At 46.3% G+C, this 19,520-nt stretch carries 13 protein-coding genes; 6 read left to right on the forward strand and 7 right to left on the reverse strand.

Features of this window, described 5'->3' with window-relative positions:
• Position 1: 1 nt before the first annotated feature.
• Positions 2–2,707, reverse strand: a complete 2,706-nt coding sequence (locus ACOJRU_RS10680) for a hypothetical protein (RefSeq protein ID WP_421131732.1) — start codon at positions 2,705–2,707, stop codon at positions 2–4.
• A gap of 830 nt (positions 2,708–3,537) precedes the next feature.
• On the opposite strand from ACOJRU_RS10680, the gene ACOJRU_RS10685 reads away from it, so the two are divergent.
• Genes ACOJRU_RS10685 through ACOJRU_RS10695 form a run of 3 tightly spaced genes read left to right on the forward strand, consistent with a single transcriptional unit; the run spans position 3,538 to position 8,903 of the window.
• Positions 3,538–4,791: a hypothetical protein gene (locus ACOJRU_RS10685; RefSeq protein ID WP_421131733.1), complete on the forward strand. Its 1,254-nt coding sequence runs from the start codon at positions 3,538–3,540 to the stop codon at positions 4,789–4,791.
• Between the two features lie 2 nt (positions 4,792–4,793).
• Positions 4,794–7,274, forward strand: coding sequence for a LamG domain-containing protein (locus tag ACOJRU_RS10690; RefSeq protein WP_421131734.1), 2,481 nt, complete (start codon positions 4,794–4,796; stop codon positions 7,272–7,274).
• Positions 7,275–7,283: 9 nt separating this feature from the next.
• Positions 7,284–8,903, forward strand: a complete 1,620-nt coding sequence (locus ACOJRU_RS10695) for a hypothetical protein (RefSeq protein ID WP_421131735.1) — start codon at positions 7,284–7,286, stop codon at positions 8,901–8,903.
• 83 nt (positions 8,904–8,986) lie between these two features.
• On the opposite strand, the gene ACOJRU_RS10700 is transcribed toward ACOJRU_RS10695, so the two are convergent.
• The 3 genes from ACOJRU_RS10700 to ACOJRU_RS10710 all read right to left on the reverse strand — a co-directional run bounded on the left by ACOJRU_RS10700 (position 8,987) and on the right by ACOJRU_RS10710 (position 12,875).
• Positions 8,987–9,865, reverse strand: a complete 879-nt coding sequence (locus tag ACOJRU_RS10700; RefSeq protein ID WP_421131736.1) for an FAD:protein FMN transferase — start codon at positions 9,863–9,865, stop codon at positions 8,987–8,989.
• 202 nt (positions 9,866–10,067) lie between these two features.
• On the reverse strand, positions 10,068–10,739 hold the full coding sequence (locus tag ACOJRU_RS10705; RefSeq protein WP_421131737.1) for a nitroreductase: 672 nt from the start codon (positions 10,737–10,739) through the stop codon (positions 10,068–10,070).
• A 180-nt stretch (positions 10,740–10,919) separates the two neighbouring features.
• Positions 10,920–12,875: a methyl-accepting chemotaxis protein gene (locus tag ACOJRU_RS10710; RefSeq protein ID WP_421131738.1), complete on the reverse strand. Its 1,956-nt coding sequence runs from the start codon at positions 12,873–12,875 to the stop codon at positions 10,920–10,922.
• 344 nt (positions 12,876–13,219) lie between these two features.
• On the opposite strand from ACOJRU_RS10710, the gene ACOJRU_RS10715 reads away from it, so the two are divergent.
• Positions 13,220–13,840, forward strand: coding sequence for a LysE family translocator (locus ACOJRU_RS10715; protein WP_421134754.1), 621 nt, complete (start codon positions 13,220–13,222; stop codon positions 13,838–13,840).
• A 120-nt stretch (positions 13,841–13,960) separates the two neighbouring features.
• Here the strand turns inward: ACOJRU_RS10715 and ACOJRU_RS10720 are convergent, their stop codons facing one another.
• Positions 13,961–15,760 carry a GGDEF domain-containing protein gene (locus ACOJRU_RS10720; protein ID WP_421131739.1) on the reverse strand — a complete coding sequence of 600 codons (1,800 nt, stop codon included), beginning with the start codon at positions 15,758–15,760 and terminating at the stop codon, positions 13,961–13,963.
• Positions 15,761–16,064: 304 nt separating this feature from the next.
• Here ACOJRU_RS10720 and ACOJRU_RS10725 point away from each other — a divergent pair, with 304 nt between their 5' ends.
• On the forward strand, positions 16,065–17,111 hold the full coding sequence (locus tag ACOJRU_RS10725) for an NAD(P)-dependent alcohol dehydrogenase (RefSeq protein ID WP_421131740.1): 1,047 nt from the start codon (positions 16,065–16,067) through the stop codon (positions 17,109–17,111).
• 66 nt (positions 17,112–17,177) lie between these two features.
• Here the strand turns inward: ACOJRU_RS10725 and ACOJRU_RS10730 are convergent, their stop codons facing one another.
• A complete protein-coding gene (locus tag ACOJRU_RS10730; RefSeq protein WP_421131741.1) occupies positions 17,178–17,861 on the reverse strand; it encodes an RES family NAD+ phosphorylase in 684 nt (227 codons plus the stop codon).
• Complete coding sequence (locus tag ACOJRU_RS10735; RefSeq protein ID WP_421131742.1) at positions 17,845–18,234, reverse strand: MbcA/ParS/Xre antitoxin family protein; 390 nt, start codon at positions 18,232–18,234, stop codon at positions 17,845–17,847. Before ACOJRU_RS10735 ends, ACOJRU_RS10730 begins: the two co-directional genes overlap by 17 nt.
• A gap of 250 nt (positions 18,235–18,484) precedes the next feature.
• On the opposite strand from ACOJRU_RS10735, the gene ACOJRU_RS10740 reads away from it, so the two are divergent.
• Positions 18,485–19,429 (forward strand): transposase, encoded by a 945-nt coding sequence (locus ACOJRU_RS10740; protein WP_421131743.1) that lies wholly within the window; start codon positions 18,485–18,487, stop codon positions 19,427–19,429.
• Positions 19,430–19,520: the final 91 nt, after the last annotated feature.

Raw genomic sequence — 19,520 nt, forward strand, 5'->3', positions numbered from 1 at the left:
CCTAGTCCTGAGGCACATCAAAAGGGTTATTGTAATACTGTGCCCCTAAATCTAGCCACTCTGCAATCATTTTTAATTCAGAATCAGATAAATAGCCTACATGTGACCCTATTGTGAACGTATTAAAAAACGTATTACTTGCTGCCGCGCTCGTTGCTCTTGCCGATGCAGAAACCGGCACAGTTTGCATAACGGGGATGGGATTGCCCTCGGGGTCTAGTATCAACTCCCCATCTTCGTCGCGCTCAAATATTGGATTGCCATTAGCATCAAGCGCGGGAACAAGCTTATCAAGCAACACGCCTTCAACCAGCTCTACTTCATTATCGGTAAACAACAATTCACGGTAGCCCGTTAACTGATTTGGATTATCAAGCGATGGTTGATTCGTTAAATCGAGCTGTGCGACAGGCACTTGGGTGTCGCCATCGGCATTTGAAGGCGTATGACAACTGATGCAAGTATTATCGTTTACGACCGCCCCCATCTCGTCGACCGTTGATCTATCGACTTCAAATAACGGCTGTATATGGTCAGGATAATTAATTACCGCTCTGCATTGCACTGTCCAGCGCTGTGCACAACGTTGTGATATAGGTATCGCAGACGTTAGTTCGCTGTATGCATAGCGAAACGAGGGCGCAACCACTGTGGTTTCAGGGTTTGTCCACACGTCGTCAAACGCGATATCTGGCGAGGGGTAAGCGATACCATCAATGCGCCCTCTTGTTTGTGCCATGGTTTCACCTACGTCGGTGAAATATGCTGGATTTGCGCCAGGGTGAGCACCGCCAGTTGTCGGTGCGCCTATATTAATTGAGGGGTATTCAGCCTCTCCCCTACCGTGTGGCAATGTACTGTCTGACGTATGGCATCCATTGCATGTTTTTACTTCGCCCGGTACCAATTGTAACCAGTTGTCATGACGCTGGGAAACACGCTTTCCATTGCGGTCTAAAAAACTAAATGACAAAGGCATATTGGCCGGTAGGTCAGCCAGCACCGAACCGTCAGGTTCTACCGGCACATACCCGATAATTTCGCGCATCAGCATGTTGCGAACAGGCCCAAAATCGCTTCGGCGAATATCGACAACGTCATCATCGGGTATAGACACACTTTTCACTACACGCATGAACCGAATAGGGCGTTCACTAGGAGCGGTAAGCGCGGGGTTCGCCATAGTAGTCAAGCCGCTTTGCGTAACATCTTCACCCGAAAAATCATAAACACTTCGTATATGGACACGCCCCAACGACTGCTCGGCCAGCGTAGCGTCGAAACGTTCGGCTTGCACATAGTCGGCCGGGAACGGGCGAGACTCCATAGAGACCAATTCGGTATACGCGACGCCTTCTTTAGGCGTGGCAATGACTTGCTGAGTGTTTGTTTGTGGATCGTATATCCACAAACCGTACAATAAGGGCGCAGCCTCGACGTCAGGGTTTTCAAGTAACGTGTCGTTACACGGCAGTATGGTGCGCGCTAAACCTTCTTCAATAGGTTGCTCAGGGTCGTAAACACGACATTGACTCCACGCAAATAACTGACGTTCACTGCCATCAAATAAGGGGTAAAGTGCAGCAACGTACCCGCCCGGTGACAATGCGCTTTGCGTATCGATGTTATCGAAAAGCGCCGCCTCTTGACCCGGCCCAGTTAAGCTGTCGCTACTGGCCACCGGCCCATTTATATCAATATAATTATCCGTATCTACACGGTAAAAGTTGCCACCTAACGTATCGCGTTCGTACTCTCTCACTGCCACAAGTACCTGATCGTCTGGCGTAACCCGGCTTTGTACAAAATGCACATTTTGCCCGTTAAGGGTGTGACTGTGGCGGCCATAGACGATTTCTAATTCGCTGCCGTCGGGGTTCATTTGATACAAATGCATCCCCTTGTCACCAGCGGCCTGATCCCAGCGAGTAAACAATATTTTCCCGTTGGGCATTACCAAAGGGTCGATGTCGTGACTTTGGTTAAAAGACACTTGTGTGATAGCAGTACCGTTTGCATCCATAACATGTAACACCGACGCGGGTACATTCAGACTTTCTTCAAGCCCAGCATATTGCGCTTTACCCTCATCAATGAGTATGGCTTGGTTGGTTCGTTGACGGGTTGAACTGAATATTATTCTGCCATCAGGCAAATAAACGGGCCCGGTATCATCACCCGCTTGGGCAATAATGTCTGAAGCAATAACGCGACGCAGCTCGTCAGTGATACGGTTATATTCCCAAATGTTCCATGTGGGTTGTTCATCGTCATCAGCATTGTCGATAGCAGGCGCACGCATAGCGAACAGTAAGGTTGTACCATCATAAGAGACTTCAACGTCTTTCACATCATATTGAGGGCGTTCGCTATTTTCAGCGCTGCTATTTTGTGTAGAAACCTCTATAAAAGCACGATCAGTAATATTCACTTCTTCGCTGCTTACAGAAGCTCGCGCTTTAAGATATAGCCCCGCACCAGGTAAAAATTGACTGGGTTCTCGCAAGTCGCTTGCGATTGGGGTGCCATTGTCGTCAACCGGCAGCGTGCGCTTCACAAATGCGATGGGAATATCAACCACGACTGGGTCTGGGTCATCAGTACGTTGAGACACCACCGATTCACCACAGGCAGTAAGTAGCAACAAGCTTGCGATAAGCGCGATACGCTTAGGCTGAATACGCGTGATTGACATGATTACTGACATAAAGCTACCTATAAATGCCACAAATTTGATTCGGTGTAGAACACAATGAACCCAGTATACCAAGCTGCTTCATACCTAAGTAAGTGTGGATAAAGCGAGACACTTTATTGGGATTAATATATTGGGCATGCTGTTCTTGTACGCTATCAGCATTTCACCTGAGACCCATTACAACAAGGTCTACTGTCATCAAAAGGAATAATTTTAGATACGTTATCTGAATAAATGAGAGAGATAAGAGAAAATTGCACCTTCTTTAATTATCAAAAGATGTTTCATTTTTTTTATGTCTAAAGTACGTGTGTGCTGCCGTAACCAATAAGACACAATAGCAGCTAAAATAATGATTTATAAATAGTTAATAACAAAAAAACACCGTTTCAGGCCCCTTTCTTCGCAAAATAAAATGATTACTGTTGGAAAATGAAGACACGGTAAGCACATAAATTTTAATTTTATTACCACGCGTTGATGCCCGCATAGTGTTATTTAAGGTTTTTTTGGGAATGGCCCAATTCTTGATAACCCTCTTCAATATTTGACACCGCTGCATTGAACCAACGTTGCGCTGGAACTTAACACATTAGAACGACCGGACATTAACGTTAAACGGAAATTTATTAACGTAACCCGGCTGGCATCAGCCTTTAGTACAGCATAACAATTGATGGCGCTTTGTAGTTGAAACTCAGACCTTTTTTACATGAGCAGTAACGCTATTACCTGTATTGATAGTTATGAAATCTAACACGTAAGAAAGAACGTCACACTTTATTGTTCAAGCAAGCATTGCTTTCATTTACAGGTTGCCGTTATCAGGAGCAAAGATTGTGCACACCCTCTTTTTTAAAACTGCCACTAGCAAATATAAGCGGTCAGCAAACGCGGCTGCAATGCTTGCAGGTAAAATCGCCCTACTGCTATTCACTGTGAATACCGCTACGGCAGGCCCTCGTGAGCAGGCAGATAGAATGCACAATAGGCTTGCTGGTGTGCCCGCCTCGACCTCGGTGCTTGACGCTATGCAGGCTCATATAGAGGCTGGTAATAGTCAGCAGGCCGCGTACCTAGCAATGGATAACCCTGCTTTTTATAACGTAACACTTAAAACGTGGGCCGCCCCTTGGACCAATGAAGCCTTTGATAAATTTGAACCCCTTAATGACTACATTGCTACAGTTATTGGTATAGCTAGAGATGATATTGATTTTAGGCAACTGCTTAGCGGCGATATCCTGTATGTGGGCGACGACACGCTAAATTTACCGGCTTACAGCAATAATAATAACGATCACTACTTGGCGATGGAGAACCGTGTCACCAGTCTTAACGATCATTTAGTACGCACCACACAGTCGGCAGTTACTGGGCTACCGGTTAACGCGACGGCCGGGGTTATGACGACGCGCGCCGCAGCAAAAGCATTTTTTAAAGATGGTACGAACCGTGCCATGTTTCGCTTTACACTGATCAATCACTTATGCACCGACCTCGAAGGGGTTGCAGATATTACGCGCCCCCCAGACCGCATTAGGCAAGACGTTAGCCGAAGCCCTGGCGGCGATAGCCGCCTGTTCCATAACAACTGCGTGAGTTGCCATTCTGGCATGGACCCGCTTGCACAGGCATTTGCCTATTACAATTATCGCTACGACGTAAATGGCGACCCCGAGGGCGAACGTGGGGCGTTGCAATATAACAGTAGCGGCCAGACAGATGAAGCAACAGGCCTACGGGTTCAAGAAAAATACTGGATAAACAGCAACAACTTTGTGCACGGGTATGTCACTAGCGACGATGGCTGGGACAACTACTGGCGTGAAGGCCCTAACTTCAATTTAGGTTGGTCAGACGCACTGCCAGGCAGTGGCAATGGCGTTAAATCGATGGGCGAGGAATTGGCCAATAGCCAGCAGTTTGCTTCTTGCCAAGTTACCAAAGTATTTGAAGAAGTATGTTTGCGACAGGCACAAGATGCCAACGACAGAGCGCAGCTTTCAGATATGGCCGCACAATTTGCCTCAAGCGGCTACCAAATAAAAGCAGTATTCGCGCACGCAGCCGACTATTGTAAGGGAGAATAAGAATGCACACCCTGACAACCCTCCGCTTGCGTCTTCAGCTACTTTGCGTTGCCACGCTTACCTTTACTATTACCGCATGCGGTGGCGGTGATGCTGAAGTGACATCTACGCCTTTACCCCCTCCCACAGAGCAACCCGTTGTTAATTACACCGGCCCGGCCGCAAGTACCGATGACGTCGCCAATTTTAAACGCGCCTTGTGGGACAATATGGCAACCGCGGAACGCTGCGGCGCTTGCCATGTTCAAGGGAAGCAGTCTCCTACTTTTGCACGTAACGACGACATTAACTTGGCCTATTCTGATACTGGAAGCCTTGTTGATCTTTCCCGCCCGAGTGAATCTCGTTTGGTAACCAAAGTAGGTGGAGGGCATAACTGTTGGCTCACGAGCGACAGCGCATGTGCCGACATCATGACAACGTGGATAACAGACTGGGCAGGACAGTCACAGGCTCAAAACCAGGCCACGGAAATCGAGTTGCAAGCACCTATCGCCAAAGTGCCTGGAGCGACCCGCAATTTCCCTGATAGTCCGGCGCTGTTTGAAGCAACGGTATACCCCCTATTACAAACGTATTGCGTAAGTTGCCATACCAACAGTGCAACTATCCCTATTTCTCCTTACTTTTCCTCTAGTGATGTGAACGAAGCGTACGAGGCAGCAAAAGACAGAATAAACTTAGACAGGCCTGAGGACTCGCGTTTTGTTGTGCGACTGCGCGACGAATTCCACAACTGTTGGCGTGATTGCCAGCAAGATGGTGAGGCATTACGTGTGGCCATCGATGCAATGGCAAATGACATTCCCTTAACCGAACTTGCCGACAACTTAGTGAACTCAAATGCCCTGTCTTTGTTTGATGGCACACTTGCCAGTGGCGGCGGACGATTTGAACAAAACACCATTGCAAAATGGGAGTTTAAAACCGGCAGTGGCAATACCGCCTTTGATACGTCAGGTGTTGACCCTGCACTCGATTTAACCCTATCGGGTGACTATAACTGGGTAGGTGGATATGGTATTCAGCTTGCGGATGGCAAAGCGCAAGGCAGTACCACGACTAGCCGTAAATTGTACGAACTTATTCTTGGAAGCGGAGAGTTCGCAATAGAAGCGTGGGTAGCGCCAGCAAATGTTACGCAAGAGGGCCCCGCGCGCATTGTGAGTTATTCAGGGGGGCGCGACCGAAGAAATGTAACGCTTGGTCAAACGCTCTATAACTACGATGTATTGCTAAGACAAGACAATACCGATACAAACGGAGAGCCGGCGCTGTCGACCGCCGATGCTGACGAGGTATTGCAAGCCGCACTACAACACGTTGTTGTAAACTATGATGCAAACAATCAGCGCCGACTGTTTGTTAACGGTGAATTTACTGGTGATGTGGATACTGTTGAAGCCGGTAGCCTATTAGATTGGGACGATAGCTTTGCCTTTGTACTAGGTAACGAGGTGTCGGGCGATGTGCCATGGGCAGGCACAATACGCATGGTTGCCATTCATAATAGGACGCTAGCAGAGGATGAGATACTACAAAACTTTGATGCCGGTGTAGGCCAGCAATACTATTTGCTTTTTGGTATTAGCGAGCTTATTGATACTCCTGAAAGCTATATTGTATTTGAGGTTAGTCAGTTCGATAGCTATAGCTATTTGTTTGCAGAACCGTTCTTTGTGTCGTTAGACCCCAACGCCACTATTTCAGAGGCCGCGGTTCAAGGCATGCGCATTGGAATAAACGGCCGAGAATCTTTTGCTGGGCAAGTATTTGCAACGCTTAACACTACCATTAGTGCCGATAACTACACCCTAGGAAATGGGCAGCCGTTATCTAGACAAGGTACGATAATTCCGCTTGAAAAAGGCCCAGAGCTTGACGAGTTTTTTCTTACGTTCGAAGTGTTAGGAGATAACACTGACGTGCGTGTTGAGGCCCTTCCACCTGCGCCAGCTTTGGGTGCAGACATTGCGGCACAAGCTGAGGTTGGTGTACGTCATTTTGCTGAAATTAATGCATCAATGGCCCATTTAACTGGTGTACCGATGAGCACAACGGCCGTGAACGATACCTTCACTCAACTTAAACAGCAGTTACCGTCTACCACTAACGTCACTAGCTTTTTAGCGGCAAACCAGATGGCGATTACACAGCTGGCCATTCGATACTGCGACACGCTAGTGGAAACTGACTCGTTACGTAATGCCTACTTTCCTGATTTTGACTTTACGTTACCAGCAAGTACGGCTTACTCGACAGCGCGTCGCGTGAATGTGGTTGAGCCAATACTTAGTACTATGTTAGGCAGTAACATTGCCACACAAGCAAATACCGACAGCGTTCGCGTTGAGGTAAACGCGCTGATTGACCGACTTACCACCTGTGACGGCGGCACGTCATGCACAGCGCAATACTCCCGAACTGTTGCAAAAGCAAGTTGTGCAGCGGTGCTCGGTAGCGCAACGATGTTGATACAGTAGGAAAATATTATGGCAAAGCTAACTTCTCATTTTTTCAAAAAACGCCCTGCTGGTGCGCCTAGCGCTGATGCTCCTTTGTATCATTTAGATCATAGCCGCCCAATGACGCGCAGAGATTTCATTGCACAGGGGTTTTGCACGGGTGCCGCTGCGGTAACGGGTGGCTCTATTTTAAGTATGTTCGCAAACCCAAAGCACGCGCATGCAACGCTGTCGCCTGATTTAGAAGCCCTTAAAGCCTCATGCGGCATTGCAACTCAAGGTGCCGGAAAAATTCCGTTTATCGTATTTGACCTTGCTGGCGGCGCGAACATAGCGGGGTCTAACGTGCTAGTAGGTGGCCGCGGTGGTCAATTAGACTTCCTCAGTACTGCTGGATATAGCCGCCAAGGTTTGCCTGGCGATATGGTGCCTAGTATTGCCAACCCCGACACAGGCTTATCTGACTTTGTGAATAACGAATTAGGGCTTGCCTTTCATAGCGACAGCGCGTTTTTAAATGGTATTTTAGATAAAGTAAGCGTGACTAATCGAGCCAATATTAATGGCGCTGTTATACCAGCACGCTCAGAAAATGACACGGGCAATAACCCTCATAACCCCATGTATGGAATAAATCGCGCAGGGGCAGATGGTTCGTTACTTACCCTTATAGGCTCACGTAATAGTGATTCTGGCGGGAATTCAATGGCCCCTGCCGCAATGATTGATACCGGCATACGCCCCACTAAGATTGATAGGCCGTCTGATGTAACAGGGCTGGTTGATACGGGTGATTTGGTCGGCCTATTAAGCCAGCAAGACTCAGTCGCAGTAATGGAATCTATTCAGCGTATTAGCGACATGAAACTAAACCGTGTTGATACACAAATAACCACCGACGACGTGGTTAAAGACATGGTGCGCTGTGGGTACGTGAAAAGCGCAGACATCACCGACCGATTTGGCGACCCAAGTACGCTCGACCCGGCCCTTGACCCACTTATTGTTGGCGCAAGCGGTATTTTTAGCGACGAGGAGTTTGAAAGCGATGGCGAGTTTCGTAAAACTGCATCAGTCATGAAGCTGGTGATGAACGGGTTCGCAGGCGCTGGCACCATTACCATGGGCGGTTATGACTACCATGATGGCAGCCGCGCCACTGGAGAAGTGCGCGACCGTCGTGCGGGGCGCTGCATGGGTGCAGTACTTGAGTATGCGGCACGTGTAGGTGTGCCGGTCATGATGTATGTGTGCAGCGATGGCTCTGTGTTCAGCAACGGTATGGTTGACGATTCTGAGAACGGGCGAGGAAAAGGCGTATGGACGGGTGATAACTCATCAACCTCGGCATCATTCTTCTTAGTTTATAACCCTGGCGGTGCGCCGCAGTTAATAGGCGCGACGCCAGATATTCAAGCGCAACATCAGCAGTTGGGCTTTATGCGCAGCGATGGCGCAGTAGAAACCGCCTCGACGCCCGCGGCTAACAACGTGAACCTGTTGGTTGAAACGATTATCTTGAACTACCTTGCGTTACACGGTGAGCAAGGTCAGTTTTCTCAACGCTTTCCGAGTAATGGGTTGGGTAATACGACATTAATGGACAGCCTTACGGCATTTGAACCTATAGTAAATGGCACTATTTAGGTGCCGTACAACGGCCTTCACAAGCCAGTTTCTTCTGTAATCTGCTACATTACGGGTGAGGAAGCTGGCTTTTTTTACATTCGTTATTGCGTTAAGCCTTGTGAGAAGTGAAGCTTGCGCTGGTTATCTAAAATAATCGCCTCATAGTTTGGCAAGCGATTAATTAAATTCATCCCTTCTACCACCCCTAAGACAAATACCGACGTGGACAACGCATCATTCATGGTGCTGATAGGACCAAGTATCGATACCGACTGTACTTCGTACACTGACTTACCGGTTTTAGGTGACAGTATGTGGTGGTAGCGTTTGCCGTCTGCTTCAAAAAAGCGTTCATAATCGCCTGAAGTTGAAATGGCGGTGTTTTCCAGCGGCAGCTTAACCGCTTGTTTCTCTTCATTTCTGGGGTCACGAATACCCACAACCCATGGTCTGCCTCGCCTGTCGCCTAATAACCTTGTGTCGCCGCCCGCCGTGACCAGCGCATGCGCGATACCTAACGTTTTAAGCGCGTCAATAGATGCATCAACCGCATAGCCTTTCGCAATACCGCCTAGGTCAATTTTAACATTTGGGTGCGAGAAAAAGATTGATTGAGATTCGTCGTCAAGTTGAACATGCTGATAGTTAATTGCCGCTAGGTGCGCATTGATAGCCTTTTCGCTGGGCTTTGTGCTGCTTCGGTAATCATACATAAAGCCTACGCTTGCGAACGTAATATCAAACGCGCCTTTGGTTAGCTTACTCACAGCGATGGCGTCTTTAATTACTTGATAGGTGGCTGCGTCTACCGCAACAGGCTGTGCGCTAGCATCGCGGTTAACACGCGCTAAAGCGCTGGTCTCAATGTATGGGCTCATGAGCTGGTTAACTCGCTCCATCTCATCAAACACTACCGAAAGCGCCTTATTGCCCTGCTCGTTAGTCTCTGCCCACACCTGCACTTCGATATTGGTCCCCATAATGCTCTCCTCACCCCAAAACCATTTAGCATGGGCAGGAAAGAAAACAGAAAGCGCACAAATCAATAAAACACACGGAGAATAACGGAACATAGCGGCCTTAAACTCACTCAAAAGTAGCGGATAGCCTATCATATTTTATAATGTGAAAAGGTGTGTATTGTGCGTAGTTAGGTATACACACCTTTACTGTAGGCGAAAATTAAAAGCCGTGATAGGTAACAAACTCGTCATTGTCTGCACGGGTCGAACGCACATCGTTGGCAGGAAAGTCGTTATCAGGATAGCCAAGGGCAATACATATCATAATGGCTTCGTCGTCGGGAATGTTGGCGTATTTATGTACTACTTCAGACTGCATAATGCCTTGACCGTTAATAACGCAACCTAACCCTAAATCCCAGGCGGCAAGCACAATGCCGTAGGCTAATGAGCCTAGACCAAATTGGGTGATCCCCGCAGGTTCTAAAGACTTATCATACGTGAGCACTAACGACACTGGCGCATCGAACTGGCGAAAACCACGCATCATCCAGTCCATACGTTTTTCTTTATCTTCCCGGGTAATGCCCATAACATCGAACAACTGAACAGCAACGTCTATTTGGCGTTGGCGATGGATACCTTCATAGTCTTCTTTATAAGGAAAGTCTCGTACGTGGGGTTTGCCTGCTAGCGTATTCTCGGTATTTCCTTGCCTGATATTGTCTAGCACTTCGCCCGTTACTGCGTGAATTTTCCACGTTTGCGTATTGTAGGACGAGGGCGCCCACTTTGCGGCATTGATAATGGCATCAACCGTTTCTTTTGATACGGGCTGCTTAGTAAACCCTCTTACACTTTTCCGTGATGCCGCAAATTCAGCGAAATTCATATGCATTCCTTCTACGCGTTGTGTTTATTTCATTTGTTAAAATAGAGTAAACACAGCCCGTATGGGATGCAACAAATAGGAAGGGTTGAAAGATTGTTTATTCTTATAGTTATGTATGTACAAGGTGCATGTAAGCGTGGTGTTGCTATTACCCATGATAGCAACACCCGCTACATCACATTACAGCTTAAACTGCCCAACTAACTCATTAAGGTTTCGTGAAAGCACAAGTAAGCTGTCAGCGTTATCAGAGAGCCCTCTAGACGCCTGACCAATATCAGTGGTAGACGATTGCATGCCAACAATATTTCTACTGATTTCTTCCGATACTTGATATTGCTGTTCGGCGGCCGTCGCAATCTGCGTAATTTGATTCATAATCTGCTGCACTAGCGCGGTAATATCTTCAAACGTTTTGCTGGCTTGATTAGACTGTTCCGTGGCGTATTCAGACTGCTGCAAACTGGTATCCATTTTTCCAGAAACAAACTGCGTTCGCTCAATGAGCTTAGATAACATCCCCTCTATTTCTTCCGTTGCACCGTGAGAACGCTGAGCCAAGGTTCTCACTTCATCGGCGACCACAGCAAAACCGCGCCCCTGCTCACCCGCTCTAGCGGATTCAATAGCGGCATTTAGCGCAAGTAAGTTAGTTTGTTCTGCGATGCTTCTAATGACACTCAATATTTGGTTGATGTTTCCACTTTCACTTTCAAGTTCTTTGGTTGCCACTGACGAGTCACGGGTAAGCTGCATGAGTTGGTCAACCTGCGTGACTGTGTCTTGAATAATGGTACGGCCGTTGTGACTTGCTTTATCGGTTTTTTCAGTGGCTTCTTGTGTCGATACACAATTTTGCGCGACTTCTTGCGCCGCTGCGGCCATCTCATTCGTCGCCGTTGCAGCGTGCTCTATCGAGTTTTCTTGTTTTTCACTGGCTTGCTTCAAGGACGTTGCCATGGCACTAAATTCGTTAGACGATTGATAGAGAGTTTCGGCTTGCGCTTTAATTCTGGTGATAAGATCGCCAATGGAGTCCATGAACGCATTGAAGTATTTGGCCAGTTCGCTAATTTCATCATGACCAGCCACATCTAAGCGCTGGGTTAAATCACCACGGCCATCAGCAATGCCTTTTAAACTGCGGCTAATGCTAATAATGGGGGCGACAATGCGATTAGCGAGAAACACACCTAATACACTACAAAGCACTAACATCACCACCAAGACAGTCATCATGGTGTAAACAATATTGTAGGCAGGTGCTTCGATGTCGGCACTTTCAATTACGCCAATGAACTGCCAATTAAGTGCAGGTGACCGATAGCGCGTTATGGTTAATTCACCGTCGTCGCCATCAACCGTGAAGTTTGTTTCTCGCTCAGTGCTTAACGCCTTATACAGTGGGTTACCGCGTAATTCGCTTATATTTTTAAAATTGTTACTCTTATTTCTCGGGTCGGCTAATACCACGCCATTTTCATCGACCAATATCACATAGCCACTTTCACCCAACTTTACGTTGTTTACTAATTTAGTCAGCGTATCAAGCGTAACGTCTATCGATTGAACACCTACAACATCACCACTTCGCCCCGCAATGGTGACCGCTATAGAAATCATTGGCCCGCCAGATATACCTTGATACGGTGAAGTGATTATCGCATTACCCTTGGCTTCTTTCGCTTGGATGTACCATGGGCGCTTTCGGGGGTCGTAGTTCGTCATCGGCTCGGCGGGATACTGAATGAAACCGCCGGTTTCCGTTCCCATATAAACGTTTAGCAAATTAGGGTGTTTCTCACGAAACTGCCCATGAAACTCAAAAATAGCTCGCTCAACAGCACCGTTCTGCAACGGTGTCATGTCGGCTTCTCTGCCAACGTAACTGGTAATTGCCGCATCGCCAGCAGCTTTTAGCCGCTTATCGTCAGCCATATAGCGTACGTGCTCTTTCATACCCTCGAAGAACAGTTCAAAAGCATTGTCGATTTGGTTTATTTCTTGATTAGCGCTATTGATGAAATAGTGTCTAGACTGATTGAACGTTTGAATGGTTGTGGTTACCACTAAAACAATAATCGGTACCGTTACTGCAACCAAAAAGGCGGTAATTAACTTACTGCGAATGTTCATAGACACATCTCTCTTTTTTCATTTTATAAGGCGGGTGGCCCAACTTCGTCACACCTACCCTACCAGTATTCAGACAGTGGCGTAAATCCTTCTAGCCTTAAAATAATCAGCCATAATGTATATCAAAACACGCATAAAAAGGTATGCTTTTATCTCAGTATAATAGATGGGTGAATATTGAGAGCACAAAATGAGATGGAGAACGAGTGGCCACTATGGGTGCTGTTGAGTTACAAAAAAAGCACCTTGTGGTAAAGGTGCTTTTACATGCCTAACATTCACACACTTGCACACAACCGCATTTTCTGGCAGGTTTCGCGCCTACATTTCTTTACAGGATAGGCATTATGAGTTGGGGCATGTTGTCGGTTTTTATTCCCACTTTTTTCTTTGTATCAATAACCCCTGGTATGTGCATGACCTTAGCAATGACGCTAGGCATGAGCATAGGGATAAAACGCGCGCTGTGGATGATGATAGGTGAACTTGTTGGCGTAGGGTTAGTGGCAACACTGTCGTCTATTGGTGTGGCGACCTTGCTGCTTAACTACCCGTCGGTGTTTATTGCACTTAAATATGTGGGTGGTGCCTACTTGCTGTACGTAGGCGTTCAAATGTGGATGTCTCGCGGAAAAATGGCTATTGCTAGCGAAGGTGAGAATCACCAAACTAAGCGTTCAGCGTTGGTGACGCAGGGCTTTATTACCGCGATAGCTAACCCTAAAGGTTGGGCATTTTTTATTGCTTTACTTCCCCCCTTCTTAACACCAGACCAGCCTTTAGCGCCTCAATTGGCAAGCTTAATCGCTATCATTTTGACGCTAGAGTTTTGCTGTTTACTCATTTATGCGTCTGGCGGCAGAACACTACGCTCGGTGTTACTGAAAAGTGGTAACGTTCGCATTATGAACCGTATCGCAGGCTCACTCATTGCCGCCGTTGGCGTTTGGTTAGCGCTGGGTTAGTTTTACCCTCGCCTACCTTGGCGCTGCCTTCTTGCGTCCTTGTCCTCTTAATATCTGTTAAGTACGCGTTAAAGCAATGATGAATGAGCCCTCAATGCATTAACCGTGCAGCAAGCATCACTAGCGCTTTTGCGTGCTCATACCGATTGAAAGGACCATTTCGTCTAAAATATCATTAAGGCTAGTAATTTTTTCGTGTGCGATGAAAATACTCATATTTGACTCTACGCCACTGTCACTTAGCTCGTCATGTCCATCAAACGTATTATCAAGTGCTGTTTGAACACGTTCGAAGAATGCACGGGCGCTTCGCTCTTCAATGTTATGAAGGCACAGAATAAATTGTTCAGTACCGAAACGCCCCAAAATATCGTTACCACGGGTTGTGTTTTGCAGAGTTTGAGCGATTTGTCGAAGTACACTATCTGCTTTGGTTGAGCCCATTCTACGCGTAATCTCACGTAAGTTACTTATCTCGAAGATAGCGATAGCGATGGCGCGTTCGGCTTTCGGGGCGGCTAGTTTATCCATGCGACCAATAGCAGTTTCAGCATTAAGCAACTGCGTTACTGGGTCGATAGCTTTCGCCGCAAGAAACTTCTTGCGCAACACATATGCCGCAGCACCGGTTAGGATAATGATGATTGCAGCAATAACCATCAACATGTTGTTGCGGCGTTGCTCGGCTGCTTCTATTTCCGACTCTAGATAATAAATTTTATTGTAGAGGTTAGCTGCACTCAACACGCGCGCAGAGTCTTGCTGCCTTACCCGCTTTTTCTCTGCTTCCTTGGAAAACACCTGGTTGGCTACCCGGGCTTTATCGATATCTCCTAATGCTAAATGCATCGCCAAGTTAAAACTTAGGTAATCTAAATTCGTTATAAAATTCGCAGGAATGAAATTGTCAGTATTTTCTATGCTATCAAGGTAACGCTGTACGCAGACCAGGTCCCCTTGCTGCAAGCAAACCTCTGCCTCATGCCACTTATAGATAAGCATACCGAAACTGCTTGAAATGGCGGTTACGGCTTGCTTCAAATCGGGCAAGGTAGACGCCAAATTGTCATAATCCTGTGTTTTACGATAATAAAAAGACAGCGAGTACTGATAAAGATAATTGGTAAGCGGCGTATCAATTTCCTGATTAAGCATGCCGTATTCTGCAATACGTTTATAGGCTTCATCGGTTTGTCCGCTTCCAAGTAGCGACACAATTGCACTAATTAAGATACTAAGCTTGTTGCTACCCTCGTAAACTTGAAGCCCCATTTCATGGGCTTTTAAATACTGCTCGGCGGCCAATGAGTGCTGACCTAAGCTGCCGTACAACAGACCAATGGAATTGTGGATATGCGCCAACTCGCCTGGGCTGCCTACATCAGAATAGCGCTCGAGTACACTAAACATTTTGCCAAGGCGTTCGCCAACATCCATCGACTCAGAACAGTATGTTATTAAGCCAAGTGACGCGCTAGTGAACACATCGCTATGCAGCTCTGGAGAAGAGAGCTTCTGTGCTTTGGAATAATACGAACAACGCGCTGGGTTTTCTTGTGCATCATAAACAAAACCAATTTGGTGTATGGCAGATGCATACGCGTAAGAGCCTTTGTCTATGTCATTTTGTGCGACGATATCTTTTAGCAACGTAAGTGCATTAGCATAATCGCCTTGGCAGATAAGAAACTGACCTTTTGCAGCATTCAGAGCAAAACGTTGCTGCGCAGTTAGGGAATCACTGGCAAGTATCGCCTGAAGTTCGGGAAATAATTCGCTGTTAGGACAGTCATAAGAGGGTGACTGCATTTTGTTAATAACAGCGTCAATATCGTCATTAGCACACACCGCCGTTGAAAGCGCGAGGAAGCCGAGTAATAAAGAAACGATGAAAGAAATAGGAAGATGCATAAACAACATGTTTTTATATTTTTCTCTATAATATCTACTTGACTGATCAACTACTACCTAAGTGATGCAAAAAATATTGTTTGTATCAGTTTTTCTGCCTTGGACAGTCACTGTTTTCATTTTTGCCCTAGACCATTTTCGCCATAGACAGGCACCGATAAGCTCACTTAAACGCTAAGTTAAGTTCGTTTCGACCACTACGTAATTACACGATCATACTGCAAATGACATAATACGTTAATCAATCGTGCTAATTACGTTACATTTACGTTATGCTAAATGCCTAGCTAATTCATAACGTACTTGGGTTAATATGAAAACAATCGGTTATGCGGCACATTCAACTGACGCACACATGCAGCCTTACCACTTTGAGCGACGAGCATTACGTGATAACGATGTAGCTATTGAGATTCTATATAGCGGAATCTGTCATTCAGACCTTCATACTGTAAACGGTGATTGGGGACCACAGCCTTACCCTCTTGTTCCTGGTCACGAAATTGTTGGTAAAGTCATTGATATTGGCTCAAAGGTAGGTCACTACAGTATTGGTGACCATGTTGCTGTTGGTTGTATGGTTGATAGCTGTCAGTCATGTGATCAGTGCGATAATCATGAAGAGCAATATTGTCGTAACGGCATGACACCCACCTATGGTGCTCCTGACCGCATATCCGGTGAAACAACACAAGGTGGCTACGCGAAACATATCGTAGTTCGCGAAGAGTTCGTACTAAGTGTGCCTGAGGCATTAGATTTATCTAAAGCCGCCCCAATACTTTGCGCTGGTATTACGACATATTCCCCCCTAAAGACATGGAACATACAAGCAGGAAGCCGAGTGGGTGTAATCGGAATGGGCGGGTTGGGTCACATGGCTGTTAAGCTTGCTGTTGCAATGGGTGCGGCTGTGACTGTCATTTCTCGTTCAAATGCGAAAGAAGAAGACGTGCTTGCTAGCGGTGCTAAAGGGATCCTGGTGTCTACCGATCGTAAAGCCATGAAAAATGCTGCATCTTCGTTTGACCTTATTATTGATACCGTACCGGTAAAGCACTCGCTTGACCAATATACGCCGCTTCTTGATATCGACGGCACTCTTGTTATTGTTGGTCAAATTGGCCCCATGGAAGAACCAATGACCGCACCGCTTGTTATGGGGCGGCGACGCGTAGCTGGCTCATTGATTGGTGGTATTAAAGAAACACAAGAAGTCTTAGACTTTTGCGCGAAACACAACATTCACCCTGAATGTAAAGTAATTAGTGCTGATAAAATAAACGACGCCTTTTCTCATCTCAAGCAAGGTGATGTTGCGCATCGATTTGTTATTGATATGGCCAGTTTAACGCTATAAGCCGTGTTCAGGCGCATCAATCAACCTTACGTTGATGCGCCTCATCTGTATGTTTTGCTAAAAAATCTATTTGATGAGGTTAACTTCAAGTATATTTTCGATCTTCTGTTTTTTACCGCTCCATATATACCTGAAATGCCCGCCTTGAATGGGGATAGTAACGGCTTTTGGCCTAAAAGCGGCAACACATTCCCCCCCTTTGTCGCGAACGCTTTTGTATAGCAAACCATTACTGCCTGTGGCACGCATGTTCTTCGCAAATTGCTGAGAAGGGGTATAGTCGTCAGTGTGCAAATGCGCAAACGCATCGCCCCTTATGTCATGAAGTGCTAAAGCAACTTTGTTGATATAGCAGCGCATTGTTAGTTCAGTATCAGGCTCGTTAGTCGCCGACAAAAACTTTTCACGATGATAAATCGTTTCGGCAAACGCCGTATGTAAATCTCTTGCGCCATAGTACACACCGTACTCAACGCCATCGGCAAAACGAGTTGGAATGGAGATATGCGTAAATGCTGCCATTACAGACGTTGATCCTGGGCCGGAAATTCTCTCTTCGGCGGGTACAAGCGCCAAATTGCCTACTTCATCACGAAGTCTGTCATTCGTCAGTGATTCGATCGCAAAAACGATATCCAGCTCGTCTGGCGATGCTACGTTTTCGAATAAATCGATGGGGGGAAAGTGACTGGGAACTAAACGGTGCAATTTCTCCCAATCTGGCAGTAATGTTTTAACCTCGTTGTGCATCAAGGTATCTCCGCATGTCGTTCAAATGCACCATGCTACCTTTAAGCATGTAGGCTAAAGCCGATTCATTATTAAAGTGGCTATTAGGCTTTTTAATCCAAGCATCTGCCTGCTCTCGTGTTGGAAACAGAATACCTAACGCCTTGTAAATCCCCATAATGTAGGAAATTCGCTCCATCGTATCTACTGAAAGGCTGGATACCTGCCCCTTTTTCCAATTGTAAAACGTGGTCGAGCCAGGTTTACCAAGCAAGGTGATTTGATCTTGGTTTTTTATATTCCACTCATTCATGATGTTAAAAAACACCTTAAGTGCGACTTCGGCCGTTTTGCCTGGGTTTTGCGCTAGCACCTTGCTTTCTAATGCCGACATTATGGGGTCCCCGCTAATTCACTACCAACAAATATAGTTTAAATACGAAGTTTTTTCAATAAACACTACAAATACGAATTAACATGGAGAGAGAAAACCGTTTGTTTTTATCAGTATTCTTGAGACAGTCACTCTTCATTCTTTCAATCTTGAGACAGACACGCTCTATGCTCTCTATTCCTCAGTACAGTTGGATTATTACCAGAAATCATCAAAATATAGGTCTTTTATAAATAGCTAAGTAAAAGCCGTGCCCAGACCTCGAAAAAGCCTTATTAGCCTCTCAGACACGCCCTTCTACCATTGCACGTCAAGATGCGTACGCAGAGCATTTTTGTGCGGAAAAGATAAACTTACAGGGCAGAGTTTTGAACACCGCCGTCAATGGGTAGAAGACCGTCTTATGCTTCTTGCTGACGTTTTTTGTGTGGACGTTTGTGCCTTCGCAGTAATGAGCAATCACACGCATGTGGTGTTGCGTATTAATAAACAAAAGGCCGACGCCTTATCGGTTAAAAGTGTTATTGAGCGCTGGCACAAGCTGCACAAGGGCATGCTTTTAGCACAGCGCTACATTTCATCAGATAATTGCGATGTTATGTCTGAGGCTGAAATTGAAACGGTTAAAACGCTCGCAGAGGTATATCGGCACCGGCTTTACGACATTAGCTGGTTTATGCGCTTACTTAATGAGTATATAGCCAGGAAAGCGAATGAAGAAGATAACTGCACTGGTCACTTTTGGGAAGGCAGGTTTAAGTCTCAAGCCCTAATGGATGAGGCGTCATTGGCGGCCTGCATGGCTTACGTTGACTTAAACCCGGTTCGGGCGTGCTTAGCAAATACACCTGAGACCTCTGATCATACCAGCATTCAAAAAAGAATTAACGCGGCCAAATCAAACCGGCAACCCGTTTCATTACTGCCGTTTGTTGGGGGGCTTCGAAGCAATGTGCCTGACGGGTTACCTTTTCGGCTGCAAGAATACATTGAATTGGTTGAACGGTCTGGCCGCTATTTATACGCAAATAAAAAAGGGAAAATCGATGACGCAATCTCACCGATTTTAAATCGGGTCGGTTTGGCACACTGCGACTGGACCGAGATGGTAACCAGCATAGAGTCAGCCTTTACATCATCAGTAAGCACCGAAAAGCTACTACATCGTCGCAGAAAACATGCAGACTATGGTTAAGCGTTCACTAAGCTTTTATTACAACATCTATTTAATATTTAGCACTTTAATATTGTATCAACGCGCTCCCTGTGGCAGCGAAAAGCATGAA

This window comes from Alteromonas algae, assembly GCF_049117195.1.
Classification (GTDB): domain Bacteria; phylum Pseudomonadota; class Gammaproteobacteria; order Enterobacterales; family Alteromonadaceae; genus Alteromonas.

Excerpts from the sequence above, each read along its gene's own strand:
- ACOJRU_RS10680 (WP_421131732.1), bottom strand. The coding sequence starts at position 2,707 with ATGTCAGTAATCATGTCAATCACGCGTATTCAGCCTAAGCGTATCGCG.
- ACOJRU_RS10690 (WP_421131734.1), top strand. The coding sequence starts at position 4,794 with ATGCACACCCTGACAACCCTCCGCTTGCGTCTTCAGCTACTTTGCGTT.
- ACOJRU_RS10695 (WP_421131735.1), top strand. The coding sequence starts at position 7,284 with ATGGCAAAGCTAACTTCTCATTTTTTCAAAAAACGCCCTGCTGGTGCG.
- ACOJRU_RS10700 (WP_421131736.1), bottom strand. The coding sequence starts at position 9,865 with ATGGGGACCAATATCGAAGTGCAGGTGTGGGCAGAGACTAACGAGCAG.
- ACOJRU_RS10705 (WP_421131737.1), bottom strand. The coding sequence starts at position 10,739 with ATGAATTTCGCTGAATTTGCGGCATCACGGAAAAGTGTAAGAGGGTTT.
- ACOJRU_RS10710 (WP_421131738.1), bottom strand. The coding sequence starts at position 12,875 with ATGAACATTCGCAGTAAGTTAATTACCGCCTTTTTGGTTGCAGTAACG.
- ACOJRU_RS10720 (WP_421131739.1), bottom strand. The coding sequence starts at position 15,760 with ATGTTGTTTATGCATCTTCCTATTTCTTTCATCGTTTCTTTATTACTC.
- ACOJRU_RS10725 (WP_421131740.1), top strand. The coding sequence starts at position 16,065 with ATGAAAACAATCGGTTATGCGGCACATTCAACTGACGCACACATGCAG.
- ACOJRU_RS10730 (WP_421131741.1), bottom strand. The coding sequence starts at position 17,861 with ATGCACAACGAGGTTAAAACATTACTGCCAGATTGGGAGAAATTGCAC.
- ACOJRU_RS10735 (WP_421131742.1), bottom strand. The coding sequence starts at position 18,234 with ATGTCGGCATTAGAAAGCAAGGTGCTAGCGCAAAACCCAGGCAAAACG.